Genomic DNA, 13,890 nt, shown 5'->3' with positions numbered 1-13,890 from the left:
CTCCCGGCTGCCCCGACTGCCACACTTGCCCTAACCGGCTCAACCATCCCGGCCGCCGTGCCTGCCCCGACCATCCCGGCCGCCGTGCCTGCCCCGGCCGTCCCGACAGCCGCAACCGTCCCGGCCGATCCGACCGCTCCGCAGCCGCTCACCCTTTTTTTGCGGCAGACGGAGCAGCGCTTCGGCGTGCGGATTGCCTGCAAACGCTTCGATCCCGACACGGTGCGGATCCGCTTCGGCGCCTTCCGCATCCGCTCCTATTCGCTCGACGAGACGCTCGACAACCTGCTCCGGCCCGCCGATCTGGTGTGGAGCCGCAGAAACGACCCCGACGGCCGGCCCCGGATCACCGTCCGGCCCTACGAATACCACCGACGCACACCCGCTGACGGGGAAAAACTGCTGCGGTGGCTTGCGTCGCTCGCGCCCGACAGCGCCTCGTGGGAGCACCGCCGCACCATGCTCCTCGCCGAAGCCCGTGCGGCGCTGGATCTCGGACCCTTCCTGCGGGGGCTTGCGGCCGATCCCGACGTGCGGCTGGGGCGCGCGGTGCGCCGCGACGGCTACACGACCCAAAACTACGCCCTCGAAACCCTGCCGGGTCTCTACGTCTGCGGCACGATCTACGCCCCGCTCACGAAGGGCCCGCATCCGCTGATCGTCTCGCCCGCAGGACACTGGGAGGGCGGCCGCTATCGCCCGGACCAGCAGCTGCGCATGGCGACCTTTGCGCGCATGGGGGCCGTGGCTGTCGATATGGATATCTTCGGCTGGGGCGATTCGGAGCGGCAGGTGGGACGCGACGCCCACACGCAACGCTATTCGATGCAGATCCAGACGCTGTGGTCGAAGGCCGTGACGGACTGGGTGCTGGCCGCACGGCGCGACATCGACACGGCGCGCCTGGCCGCGACGGGCGGCTCGGGCGGCGCGACGCACGCGCTGCTGCTGGCGCTGGTCGACGGACGTTTTGCGGCGCTGGCGCCGGTCGTGCACCTCGTGTCGCACTTCGACGGAGGCTGCCCGTGCGAGAGCGGCCGTCCGGTGACGCTGGCCGGCGGCGGGAGCTGCATGCCCGAACTGCTGGCGGCGGTGATGGCTCCGCGCCCGACGCTGGTTGTGAGCGACGGCGGAGACTGGACCGCGACCTGCCCGACGCTGGAATACCCCTTCCTGCAACGCATCTGGGGCTTCTACGGGGCAGCGGATGCGGTGCGCAACGCCCACTTCGCCGACGAACGCCACGACTACGGTGCGAACAAACGCCGGGCTGTCTACGCCTTTTTTGCCGAAACGCTGGGCCTCGACCCCGCGCAGGCGGACGAAAGCCGCGTGGAACTGCTTCCCGAATCGGCGCTGCGGAGTTTCGGCGACGAACTCCCGGAGCGTGCGCTGCGAAGCCGGGACGAACTGGAACGGATGCTCGAAAAACTCGAATGATATGAAACGCTTTTCCCTGCTTTTGCTGCTTTTGTGCCTGACGGTCGGCGATCTGGCCGCCCGGAGCCTGAAAACCCGCTACCGGGTGACGACGGACGGCGACCGCCGTGCCTGCCCGGTCGTGTTGCGCGACGTCCCGGCATGGGCCCAAAGCGTCCGTGTGCTGGTGGACGGCGCCGAGATCCCGTCGCAACTGGACCGTTCGCTGGGCGAGGCGGTCTTCGTGGCGGATATCCCCCGCAGCCGGGATTTCGTGGTGTTCTACTCGTCGGAATCGGCGGCGACGCGCTTCCCGAACCGCGTGCACGCGCAGATGTGGCTGAAAAACCCGGACAAGACGCTGCGGGCGGCGGATACGCTCTTCTCGACGAAGGATGACATGTACCGGAAGCTGCACCACCACGGCCCGGCCTTCGAGTCGGAGTATGCCGCCTACCGGATCTACTTCGACAAGAAGCAGACGATCGACACCTACGGCAAGAAACTCCCGCGGCTGGAACTCGCCGAGACGATGTGGTACCCCACGGACGAACAGCTGGCGGCCGATTATGGCTACGACAACCTGCGGGTTTTCGGATCGGTCGGGGTCGGGGCGCTCAAAGGCTGGGACGCCGAAGCGCGGAAGATGACCCACATCACGGATTTCGCCCGCCGGGAGGCGCGGATTCTGGCGCGGGGACCGGTGCGCACGGTGGTCGAGATGCGGGTCGAGGGTTGGCGCTACTGTGGACGGGAGATCACGCTGACGTCGCGCTACATTCTCTATGCGGGCCACAGCGACGTGCGGGTCGAGAACCGCATCGAGGGGGACTTTTCGGGTCTGCTCTTCACGACGGGCGTGATGAAGATGGCCGGGAACGAGGTGTGCCGCACGCAGACCGCGATTGCGGCCGTGGGGTGCGACTTCCCGGAGAACGACACGCTGAAATGGGAGCGCGAACGGGTCGGTCTTGCCATTGCCGTTCCGGAGGCGCGGATCGTCTCGCGCATCGACGACCGGACGAGCTACCTCTTCCAGCTGACGCCCGATGCCGGGGGGCGCATCGACTATGTGTTCGACATGTGGTGGCGGCGGAGTTCGTGGCTGTCGGAGATCCCCGACGCGGGGTTCCCCGCGCGGATGCTGGAACGCCTCGGCGGGGAGCTTCCGGAGCCGGAAGTGCGCCGTTTGAAACAGAATTGACGAAAAATACATCGTTTGCGACAAAAAATCCCGGTCGGAACGGAGGAGCCGACGTACTTTTGTATACCTGAAACTGCGAAATTTTACGGATACGAAATGAAACGATCCCTTCTCATGAACCTGACACGTGCGACGGCCTGTGCGGCGGTTCTGTTGCTGATTGTCTCCTGCTGCCGCACGCGGACTCCGAATGCCGGCGACGGCGATTATCCCTCGTGGATGCCGGCGGTCGGTGATCCGGCGATCCCGGCCCGCACGGTGTGCGTGACGGATTTCGGGGGTGTGGGCGACGGACTCACGCTCAATACGGAGGCTTTCCGGTTGGCGATCGCCGCGCTCTCGGAGCAGGGCGGAGGCCGGGTCACGGTGCCGGCGGGCGTGTGGTATACGGGCCCCGTCGTGCTGACGGACAACATCGAACTGCATCTCGAACGGAATGCGCTGCTGCTGTTCAGCGACGACAAGTCGCTCTATCCGCTCGTGGAGACCACCTTCGAGGGTTTGGAGACCTGGCGGTGCCAGTCGCCGATCTCGGCGACCGGTGCGCGGAACGTGGCCATCACGGGCGAAGGGGTGATCGACGGCAACGGCGACGCCTGGCGGGCGGTGAAGAGCGACAAGCTCACCGCGCGCGAGTGGGCGGCGAAGGTGAAGAGCGGGGGCGTGCTGTCCGACGACGGCCGGACGTGGTATCCGTCGGAGAGCTACAAGTTCGGTGCGACGTCGGGCGCCGACCAGAACGTCTCGACGTGGGCGGAGACGCGCGAAGACTTCGAGCGCATGCGGGATTTCCTGCGCCCGGTGATGGTTGCGATCCATCACTGCGAGAACGTGCTGCTCGAAGGGGTCACGTTCCAGAACTCGCCCTGCTGGAACCTCCACCCGGCAATGTGCACGAATCTGATCGTGCGTGACATCACGGTGCGCTGCCCGGACTATGCGCAGAACGGCGACGGCATCGACATCGAGTCGTGCCGGAACGTGGTGCTGACGGGCTCGCGCTTCGACGTGGGTGACGACGGCATCTGCATCAAGAGCGGCAAGGACCAGGCGGGTCGTGACCGCGGCATTCCGTGCGAGAATATCTATGTGAACAATTGCGTGGTCTTCCACGGCCACGGCGGTTTTGTCGTCGGGAGCGAAATGTCGGGCGGCGTGCGGAACGTGCTGGTTTCCGACTGCCTCTTCTCGGGTACGGACGTGGGTCTGCGCTTCAAGTCGACGCGGGGCCGCGGGGGCGTGGTCGAGAACATCCGGATCGAGAACATCACCATGAACAACATCATGCAGGAACCGCTGCTCTTCGACCTGTTCTACGGCGGGAAGTCGGCCTCGGAGGCGTATGCCGACGGGACGTCGGCCGCCGCATCGACCGACCTGCCGGCCCTGCCGGTGGACGAGACGACGCCGGCCTTCCGCGACATCCACATCCGGGATGTCCGGTGCCGCGGGGCGCGGCGTGCGATGTTCTTCAACGGACTTCCGGAGATGAACGTCGAGCGGGTCACCGTCGAGAACACCTCGATCCGCGCGCAGACGGGCGCCCGGATCAACGAGTCGGCGGACGTCGTGCTCCGCAACGTGGAGATCGTCCCGGAGGAGGGCCCGGCGCTGCTGCTCAACAACGTGAAAAACCTCACCGTGGAGTCGTTCTCCTGCCCGGAGGAGCTGCCGTGCGCGCTCTCCGTGACGGGAAGCCGCAACCGGGCCATCGCGGTCCGCACGTCGGAGATCACGACATCCCGGAGCCGTTTTGCGGACGGCGCGGAGCGCAGCGTAACCATCGAATAAAAGAGTAAAAAACAGCATATCCCATGAAGCAAACTTCGAAACGAACCCTTCTTTCCGCGCTGGCGCTCATGGCCTTTTTGAGTTGCAGCAGCGATACGACGTCGGACGATACGCCGGGAACCGGGAATGGCTCCGGAAATGGCGGCACCCCGGATCCGGGTACTCCGGCCGTAGTTGATTTCGGGCTTCCGCTGGCCAACGAGGACGACGGGGTCGTGCGGGCCTTCCCGGGCGCCGAGGGCGGCGGCATGTACACGACGGGCGGCCGTGGCGGCAAGGTCTACCACGTGACCAAACTTACGGACGACAATACGGTGGGGACGCTGCGTCATGCGGTCGAGCAGTCGGGCGCGCGGACGATCGTCTTCGACGTGGCGGGGACCATCGCGTTGAGCAGGGAGTTGGAGATCAAGCAGGGCGACCTGACGATTGCCGGCCAGACGGCTCCGGGCGATGGCATCTGCCTGCGGGACTTCCCCGTCACGATCAAGGCCGACAACGTGATCATCCGCTACCTGCGCTTCCGGCTCGGGGATGCGAACGTGAGCGACGGCGACGATACGATCTGGGGCCGTTACCGGCAGAATATCATCCTCGACCACTGCTCGATGTCGTGGTGCGTCGACGAATGTGCGTCGTTCTATGCGAACCGGAACTTCACGATGCAGTGGTGCCTGCTGGGGGAGAGCCTCCACAATTCGGGCCACTCGAAGGGCTCGCACGGCTACGGCGGCATTTGGGGCGGGGCTCCGGCGTCGTTCCACCACAACATCCTGGCGCACCACGATTCGCGCAACCCGCGTTTCGACGAACCGAACGCCTATGACTTCACGGGACTCAAAAACGGAGTCAGCGCGACGCATACGGGTGCGAGCGGCTTCTCGAACGACGACCGGATGATCGACTTCCGCAACAACGTGGTCTACAACTTCTGCAACTTCCCGGCCTACGGCGGCGAGGGGGCTCACATCAACTTCGTGGGCAACTACTACAAGTGGGGTCCGGCCTCGGTCAACGGCCTCGGGAAGACGATCAGCACGAGCGGCAAGGAGGGAACCGATACGGGCCACCGCCGCGAGTATTTCTACCAGGTGGACTGCGCCTATACGACGGGCGGCGTGACCTACGATGCGGGCCCGACGCAGGTCTACTACCGGGACAATACGCTCGACACGTCGGTGTCGGATGCCTCGAAGGGTGCGGCCGTGACGGCGGACAACTCACTGGGTTTCACGACGAAGAACGCCTCGAAGAGCGGACTGGGCGATGCTGGTTACCCGACGACGCCGTTTGCCATTGCGGCCGACGGACGCAGCTGCCGGGTGACGGAGCATGCGGCCGACAAGGCCCTCGAACTGACGTTGCTCTATGCGGGCGCCTCGTTGAGCCGTGACGCCGTGGACAAACGGCTGGCCGATGACGTGAAGAACGGCAAGGCGAACGTGATGGAGGGCTCGAACGGCAGCAAGAACGGTGTGATCGACCGCCCGTCGGATACGGCGACGGCCTCGCAGGCCTTCGGCGAGGTGGCTTCGGACGGTTATCCGGTGCTGACGGCCACCGACGAGGAGATCGCGCGTGCGAAGGACAGCGACGGCGACGGTATTCCGGACTACTACGAGGAGCTCTTCGGGCTGGACAAGAACAACGCCGCCGACGGCAATGCGAAGACGCTCGATCCGAAGGGACTCTATACGAATCTCGAAGTCTACCTGCACTACCTCGTGCGCGACATCACCGCCGCGCAGGTCGAGGGAGGAACCTATACGGAACTGAAATAACGAACCTTACGGACGATGGCCGCGGACGGGGATACTCTCCGGGGCCGTCGTCCTCCATTTTGACGCATCGCGTGAGATGAAACGGCTTTTTCTATTGGCACTCTGTATGTTGCTGTCGGCTCCGTCGTTCGGCGGCCCGCTGCGGGTCTTCCTGATCGGCGACTCGACGTGTGCGACGAAGGATCTCGCGAAGCAGAATCCCGAACGGGGCTGGGGACAGATGTTCCAGCCGCTGTTCGACGGGTCGGTCACGGTCGAAAACCACGCCGTCAACGGGCGCTCCACGAAGTCGTTCCGCGACGAGGGGCGCTGGGACCCGATTCTCGACCGCCTGCAAGCCGGCGACTGGGTCTTCATCCAGTTCGGCCACAACGACCAGAAGGCGCAGGACTCCACGCGTTATGCGGATCCGGCGCAGTATGCCGAAAATCTGCGGCGCTATGTCCGTGAGACGCGCGCGAAGGGGGCCGTCCCGGTGCTGCTGACGCCGATCGTGCGCCGGCACTTCTCCGGGGAGTCGCTGGATGATACCCACGGCGCCTATCTCGACGCGGTGCGGCGGGTGGCCGCCGGGGAGCAGACACCGCTGATCGACGCCGAACGCCTGACCCGGGCGTGGGTTGCGGGGCTCGGCGACGAGGCTTCGAAGGCCTTCTACATGTGGGTGGAGGAGGGCACCTGCCCGCTCTGCCCCGAGGGGCGGCAGGACAATACCCACCTCAACGTCCGCGGTGCGCGGACCGTCGCGCGGATGATCGCCGCACAACTGCCGCAGGCGGTCCCGGAACTCGGCGAACGGCTCGTGCCGTCGGATTTCACGGTGGCGCGCGACGGTTCGGGGGACTTCTTCACGCTGACGGAGGCCGTTGCCGCCCTCCCCGATTTCGGGCGCGACACGACGCGCATCGTCATCTGCGGGGGCGTCTACCGCGAGAAGATTTCGATTCCGGCGACGAAACGGCTGGTTGCGCTCACGGGCCGCGGCGACGTGACGCTGACGTGGGACGACTACGCCGCGAAGATCGGACCGACGGGACGTCCGCTCGGGACGTCGGGTTCGTCGACCCTCTATTTCGGGGGCGACGGCTGGACCGTGCGCGGCATCACCTTCGAGAACACCGCCGGGCGTGTCGGGCAGGCCGTGGCGGTGCAGTGTCTGGCTACGGAACTCCGCTTCATCGGCTGCCGCTTTCTGGGCAATCAGGACACGCTCTACCTCTACGGCACGGGCAACCGCGACGGCGAGCGTGTCACGGAGAATGCCCGGATCCGCTTCGAGGAGTGCTACATCGAGGGGACGACCGACTTCATCTTCGGGTCGGCGGCGGCGCTGTTCCGGCGCTGCGAGATCCGCTCGAAGGCTGATTCCTACGTTACGGCAGCCTCGACCTGCCGCGGGCAGCGTTGCGGGCTGATCTTCGTGGAGTGCCGCCTGACGGCCGACGAGGGGGTGACGGCCTGCTGGCTGGGGCGTCCGTGGCGGGACTATGCGCAGACGCTCTTCCTGCGCTGCCACCTGGGAGCCCACATCCGCCCCGAGGGGTGGCACGACTGGAACAAACCCCGGACGCACCGCACGGCGTTCTACGCCGAATGCGCCTCGGAAGGCCCCGGGGCTGCCGGACGCCGCGTGCCGTGGGCCCGCCGGATTGAGGAACGCCGGGCACTCCGGATTGTCGCCGCTTTCGATCGCTGAACGAAAAATTTTCGTATATTTACAAGATACGGGAGACACCTCCCGAAAAAATGCCGGAACGGCGGGGTAGTGACCTTCTCCTGCCGCCCGTTTGAACCAGAGACTCCCCGGAGCGGGTGCTGCCCGTCCGGATCCGTAAACCGCCGACCATGAAACGACCGTTGCTGACCCTGCTGCTGACCTTCGCCGCGCTGCTTCCGCCCCTCTTTGCGGCGACGCCTCCGCAGTGCCTCTTCCGAACCTATTCCACGCTCGACGGCATGACCCATGACCGCATCGCGGACATCTACACCGATTCGCGGGGCTTCGTGTGGGTCTGCACGTGGTACGGCGTGAGCCGCTTCGACGGCTATACGTTCAAGAATTTCAGCACCGCGCCGGGTGACTTCTCGCCCCTGGCCCACCACCGGTTCATCTCCGTGAGCGAGGATGCGAACGGCCACCTCTGGTTCACGACCTACAACCTCCACGTCTACCGCCTGAACCGCTATACGGAGCGCTTCGAGGATGTGGTCTCGCTGCTCGACGGCGTCGATTCGCAACACTACCGCACGCTCTTCATCCGGCACGACCGCCGCGGCGGAACGTGGGTCGCCATCGCCGGGGCCGGGGTGGTCCGCTTCGAGGATGCGGCCGACGAATCGCCGGTCCGCGTCTCGGGGTTCCACTCCTTCGAGGAGCTGGGCGGCGACGTGACGGCAATGTATGTCGACCGCAACGACGGGGCCTGGTTCGCCGCGTCGGAGGGGCGGTTGAGCCGTGCCGCCGCCGGAGCGGAGGCCCTCCATGCGGTCTGCGAGTCGGAGGCTCCCGGCATCGACTTCGCCGCCGATTCGGCGCATGTCTATTGCCTGATGCCCGGCGAGGTCGTCCGCTGCGGATACGACGGTGCGGAAGTCTGCCGCCTGCCGGGCGGCGCGGCGCCCCTGACGGCCATCACGGCCGATACGGTGCGGCAGCAGGTCTATGCGGGAAGCCGTGCGGGCGAACTCTTCCGTGTCGATGCGGACCGTCTGGCCCGGCTCCACCCCCGCGGGGTGCGCCCGCAGCGGATCCGGACGCTGGCCGCCGACTCCCACGGCATCGTCTGGATCACCACCCCCGAGACGGGCATCACGCGCTACAACCCCGCCACGGACGACTGCAAACACTTCGAACAGAAACCCTATACGGTCAGTTACAACATCGACACGCTGACGAAGATCGCCGAAGGCGGAGGCCGGCTGTGGGTCAAGATGAACAACTGGGGCTTCGGCTACTACGACCGCGAGCGGGACTGCATCGAGCCCTTCTACAACGACCCCGAACGCCCGGACTGCCAGATGACCAACGCCGTGGTGCGCTTCGACGTGCAGGACGACGTGCTGTGGCTCTCGACGTACAGCGAGCGCGGGCTCCGCAAGGCGGTGCTGCTGCGTCAGCCCGCGGAGGTCCTCATGCTCGATCCGCTGACGGAGAAGCCCCTTTCGGGGGAGATCCGCGCGCTGATGACCGACAGCCGGGGACGGATGTGGGTCGGGACGCGCGACGGGGAGCTGATCGCCTTCGACGCCGCGAAGCGTCCGGTCTATTCGCTGCCCCGTCAGACCCCGCGCGGAACGGGCATGATCTACGCCCTGCGCGAGGACTCTTCGGGCAACATCTGGGTGGGAACCAAAGGCGAGGGGCTCTACCGCATGACCCCCGCGGGCGCAAGCTACCGCATCACGCACTTCACGCACTCCGACACGGATCCCTGGTCGTTGAGCGACAATCAGGTCTATTGCGTCGAGGAGGACGACGACGGCCGCATCTGGGTGGCAACCTACGGCGGGGGCATCAACCTGCTGGAAGATCCTGCCGGGGAGCGCTTCATCCACGCCGGCAACCAGATGACGCACTACCCGCTGGACGAGGCGGGACGGGTGCGGTGGCTGCTCTACGACCGTCCGGACCGCATGCTGGCGGCTACGGTCGACGGCCTGCTGGTCTTCGATCCCGGGGTCCCGGCGCGTCAGATGCGTTTCCGCCTCGTGCAGAAGATCCCGGGCGACGCCGCGTCGCTGGGCAACAACGACATCATCCACATGCTCAAAGACCGGGAGGAGCGCGTGTGGCTGGCGACCTTCGGCGGCGGACTGAACCGCATCGAGGGGTATGACGGCGAGGGATTGCCCCGCTTCCGGTGTTACGACACGACGTGCGGGCTGGTCAGCAACATCTGCATGGCCGTGACCGAGGACCGGCAGGGGGACCTCTGGGTCTCGACCCACAACGCCGTCTCGCGCTTCGACCCGCGCCGCGAGCTCTTCTCGAACTACTACCTCTACGACAACATGCGCAACGCCATATTCAGCGAGGCAACGGCGCTGACCTCTCCGCAGGGGGATGTCTTCTTCGGCAGCGGACGCCGGCTCTACCGCTTCGATCCGGAGGAGATGCGCGCGGCGAAGATCGACTACGACCTGCGCTTCACGGGGCTCGACGTGCGCAACAAACCCGTCGTCGTGGGCGAACGCCGCTCGCCGCTCACGGAGTCGGTGACCGAGGCCCGGCGCATCGTCCTTCCCTACGACTTCTCGAACCTGCGCGTGGAGTTCGCATCGCTGAACTATGCCATTCAGCATGTCGTCGGATACATGTACAAACTCGAAGGTTACGACAAGGACTGGATCGTCGCGGGGTCGACGAACCGGGCGGCCTACTCCAATCTGCCGATCGGCAGCTACCGCTTCCATGTGCGCGCCTTCGCCGGGAATGCCGATGCCGCCGACGAGGGGATTGCCATCGCGATCGACGTGCTGCCGCCTCCTTGGCTGACGTGGTGGGCCAAGACGCTCTACGTGCTGGCGGCGCTGGCGGTGATCGTCGTTGCCGGGCGCATCGCCTGGACCGTCATGCGGATCCGCCGCGAGGCGAGCGTCGAGCAGAACCTCACGGACCTGAAACTGCGCTTCTTCACCAATATCTCGCATGAGCTGCGCACGCCGCTGACGCTGATTCTGGGCGGCATCGAGGATGTGCGCAAGCACGACCGCCTCTCGCCCCGCGGCGAGAGCAGCCTCACGCTGGCCCACCGCAACGCACGGCGCATGCTCTCGCTCATCAACCAGCTGCTCGACTTCCGCAAGATCATCAAGGAGAAGATGGAGTTGAAGATCTCGCGCGTGGACCTCGTGCCGCTGGTCGAGGATGCGCTGGACGATTTCCGCGAGATGGCCGCCGAGCGTCGGATCGAGCTGCTGTTCACCGTGTCGTGTCGCTCGGTGCTGGTGTGGGTGGATCCCGAGCGCATGGAGAGCGTGGTCTACAACCTGCTGTCGAACGCCCTGAAATTCACGCCCGAAGGCGGGCGCATCGAGGTGGTCCTCACGCTGCGCGAGGCCGAGGAGTGCGTCCTGCTGACCGTGCGCGACACGGGCATCGGCATCCCGAAGGACAAGCAGGAGCAGATCTTCGAACGCTTCGCACAGGCTTCGCGGGCCGTCGACCGCAACATGAAGGGCTCGGGAATCGGACTCTCGCTCTGCCGCGACATCGTGGCGCTGCACCACGGGGAGATCTCCGTGGAGAGCCGTCCCGGCGAAGGCGCGGCCTTCACGGTGCGGCTCCGCCTCGGAAACGCCCACTTCGGCATGGAGCAGATCGACTTCACGGGAGCGGAACGGCATGAGGGGAACCGCCGTCACGACTATATGGTCAGCGACTTCACCTCGGCCGACAGCCAGCGACGCACGGACGTCCGCCCGCCGAAGGAGGCCCAGAAAATTCTGCTCGTGGAGGATAACCGCGAGTTGCGTATCTTCCTCTACAACAGTCTGATCGATACCTACCACGTCGTGGAGGCCGACGACGGTGCCGAGGCCCTCGAAAAGATCCGCAGCGAGATGCCCGACATCATCGTCACGGACCTGATGATGCCCCGCATGGACGGCATCGAACTCATCGACAAGGTGCGCCACGACTTCACGATGAGCCACCTGCCCATCATCATGCTCACGGCCCGCCACTCGCCCGATGACCGGGTCAAGGCGATGGAGTTCGGCGCCGACGGATACATCACCAAACCGTTCAGCATCGAACTGCTGCTGGCGCGCATCGACAACCTGCTGACGCAGCGCCGCAAGCTCTTCGAGAAGTTCTCGGCGCAGTCGGCCCGGAACAAGATCGTCGAACTGACCGTCGACGACGTGGTCGTCACGGACCGCGACGAGGCCTTCATGAAGAACGTCATGTCGTGGCTCGGCGAGCACATCGAGAACTCGGATCTGACCATCGACCAGCTGGCGTCCCACCTCGGACTGGGCCGCACGACGATGTACAACAAGCTCAAAAGCCTCACCGGAAAGTCGCCCGTCGAACTGATCAAGGAGTACCGGATCACCAAGTCGCAGCTCCTGCTCCGCACGGGTCAGTTCTCCGTCTCGGAGGTCGCCTACAAGGTCGGATTCTCCGATCCGGGCTATTTCAGCCGCTGTTTCCGCGAGCAGTACCACATGTCGCCCGCGGAGTACCTCAAAACGCATAATCTGAAACAGAATCAAGATACGAAAACCGCATGAAACGACTCATTCTCCTTGCGGCGGCGTGCGCCGTCGCCGCGACCGCCTGCACATCGCGCCGGGCACTGTACGACTCCGGCGAACCGCTCGCCCTGCGGATGGCACGGAGCGAAATCGCCCGCAACCCCTCGCCGACGACCCTCGACGGAATCCCCGCCGGGAAGGTCAAGTGGAACTACACCACGGGGCTCGAACTCCTGGCGATCCGCGATGCGGGCATCGCCTGCGACGCCCCGGAGCTGATCCGCTATGCCGACCGCTATTACGACACGATCGTGCGCCCCGACGGCGAGGTGCTGACCTACCGCAAGTCGAAATACAACCTCGACCACATCTGTCCGGGACGCCCGCTCTTCGAACTCTACGACCGCACGGGCGACGACCGCTACCGCCGCGTGCTGGATACGCTCTTCGTGCAGTTGCAGGAGCAGCCCCGCAACGCCGACGGCGGGTTCTGGCACAAGCAGGTATACCCGAACCAGATGTGGCTCGACGGACTCTACATGGCCGAACCCTTCTATGCCGAGTATGTCATGCGCTTCCTTGCCGATGGGGAGGATGGCGCCCGGGATGCGTATTGCGAGGACATCGTCCGCCAGTTCACCGTCGTCGCCGACCATACCTTCGACCCCGCCACGGGCCTCTACCGCCACGCCTACGACGATTCGCGGGCGATGTTCTGGTGCGATTCGGTCACGGGGCAGTCGGCCCATGCCTGGTGCCGGGCCATGGGGTGGTATGCCATGGCCATCGTCGAGACGCTGCAATATCTGGGCGTCAGCCCGACCACGCAGCCGATGATCGACATCCTGGCCCATATCTACGAGGTGCTGCCGAAGTATGCCGATCCCGCAACGGGGATGTGGTATCAGGTCCTCGACTGCCCGGGGCGCGAGGGCAACTACCTCGAATCGACGGGCTCGGCGATGTTCGTCTATGCGCAGTTGAAGGGCGTGCGGCTGGGCTACCTCCCGGAGACGATGCGCGGGGAGGCGATGCGCCGCTACGAGCAGTTCGTGGAGCGCTTCGTGCGCGAGAACCCCGACGGGACGATCTCGCTTACGGACTGCTGCGCCGTAGCCGGGCTGGGCGGCAAGCAGATGCGCAGCGGAACGTTCGAATACTACATCTCGGAGCCCGTCATCGAGAACGACTGCAAGGGCGTCGGGCCCTTCATCTGGGCGGCGATGGAGTACGACCGCGCGAAAGGGCGGCTGGCCGATTGACGGGTCCGGCCGATGAGGTGCGACCGTCGGGGCGTGTCTTCGGAACAACTCCCGGGAACACCGCTCCGCGGCATGCCGCACGGATCGTCGCCGGAACCTCCGGAATCCTCCCCGAACAGGGAGGATTTTTTATCTTCCGGGAGCTGAAATGCCGTCTGGATGCATCTCCCGCGCGGTTGACAAATTCTCCATGAGAAGTGATAAAATTTACCAATCGAATCCTCCGGGGGCT

At 65.5% G+C, this 13,890-nt stretch carries 7 protein-coding genes; all 7 read left to right on the top strand.

Going from position 1 to position 13,890, the window contains the following annotated elements:
• Positions 1-57: 57 nt before the first annotated feature.
• The 7 genes from B5G16_RS10260 to B5G16_RS10230 all read left to right on the top strand — a co-directional run bounded on the left by B5G16_RS10260 (position 58) and on the right by B5G16_RS10230 (position 13,658).
• Positions 58-1,440: an alpha/beta hydrolase family protein gene (locus B5G16_RS10260; RefSeq protein WP_143260868.1), complete on the top strand. Its 1,383-nt coding sequence runs from the start codon at positions 58-60 to the stop codon at positions 1,438-1,440.
• Position 1,441: 1 nt separating this feature from the next.
• Positions 1,442-2,623: a DUF4861 family protein gene (locus tag B5G16_RS10255; RefSeq protein WP_087263650.1), complete on the top strand. Its 1,182-nt coding sequence runs from the start codon at positions 1,442-1,444 to the stop codon at positions 2,621-2,623.
• A gap of 96 nt (positions 2,624-2,719) precedes the next feature.
• The gene (locus tag B5G16_RS10250; RefSeq protein WP_239406085.1) at positions 2,720-4,414 is read left to right on the top strand and encodes a glycoside hydrolase family 28 protein; all 1,695 of its coding nucleotides are present in this window, start codon (positions 2,720-2,722) and stop codon (positions 4,412-4,414) included.
• 23 nt (positions 4,415-4,437) lie between these two features.
• On the top strand, positions 4,438-6,195 hold the full coding sequence (locus B5G16_RS10245) for a pectate lyase family protein (protein ID WP_143260867.1): 1,758 nt from the start codon (positions 4,438-4,440) through the stop codon (positions 6,193-6,195).
• Positions 6,196-6,289: 94 nt separating this feature from the next.
• The gene (locus tag B5G16_RS10240; protein WP_162612056.1) at positions 6,290-7,891 is read left to right on the top strand and encodes a pectinesterase family protein; all 1,602 of its coding nucleotides are present in this window, start codon (positions 6,290-6,292) and stop codon (positions 7,889-7,891) included.
• A gap of 149 nt (positions 7,892-8,040) precedes the next feature.
• The gene (locus B5G16_RS10235; RefSeq protein WP_143260866.1) at positions 8,041-12,432 is read left to right on the top strand and encodes a hybrid sensor histidine kinase/response regulator transcription factor; all 4,392 of its coding nucleotides are present in this window, start codon (positions 8,041-8,043) and stop codon (positions 12,430-12,432) included.
• On the top strand, positions 12,429-13,658 hold the full coding sequence (locus B5G16_RS10230) for a glycoside hydrolase family 88/105 protein (RefSeq protein WP_087263645.1): 1,230 nt from the start codon (positions 12,429-12,431) through the stop codon (positions 13,656-13,658). Before B5G16_RS10235 ends, B5G16_RS10230 begins: the two co-directional genes overlap by 4 nt.
• Positions 13,659-13,890: the final 232 nt, after the last annotated feature.

The organism is Alistipes sp. An66, assembly GCF_002161445.1.
In the GTDB taxonomy this organism is placed as follows: Bacteria; Bacteroidota; Bacteroidia; order Bacteroidales; family Rikenellaceae; genus Alistipes; species Alistipes cottocaccae.
This window is presented reverse-complemented; position numbering and strand designations above follow the sequence as displayed.

Excerpts from the sequence above, each read along its gene's own strand:
- B5G16_RS10250 (WP_239406085.1), top strand. The coding sequence starts at position 2,720 with ATGAAACGATCCCTTCTCATGAACCTGACACGTGCGACGGCCTGTGCG.
- B5G16_RS10255 (WP_087263650.1), top strand. The coding sequence starts at position 1,442 with ATGAAACGCTTTTCCCTGCTTTTGCTGCTTTTGTGCCTGACGGTCGGC.
- B5G16_RS10230 (WP_087263645.1), top strand. The coding sequence starts at position 12,429 with ATGAAACGACTCATTCTCCTTGCGGCGGCGTGCGCCGTCGCCGCGACC.
- B5G16_RS10235 (WP_143260866.1), top strand. The coding sequence starts at position 8,041 with ATGAAACGACCGTTGCTGACCCTGCTGCTGACCTTCGCCGCGCTGCTT.
- B5G16_RS10245 (WP_143260867.1), top strand. The coding sequence starts at position 4,438 with ATGAAGCAAACTTCGAAACGAACCCTTCTTTCCGCGCTGGCGCTCATG.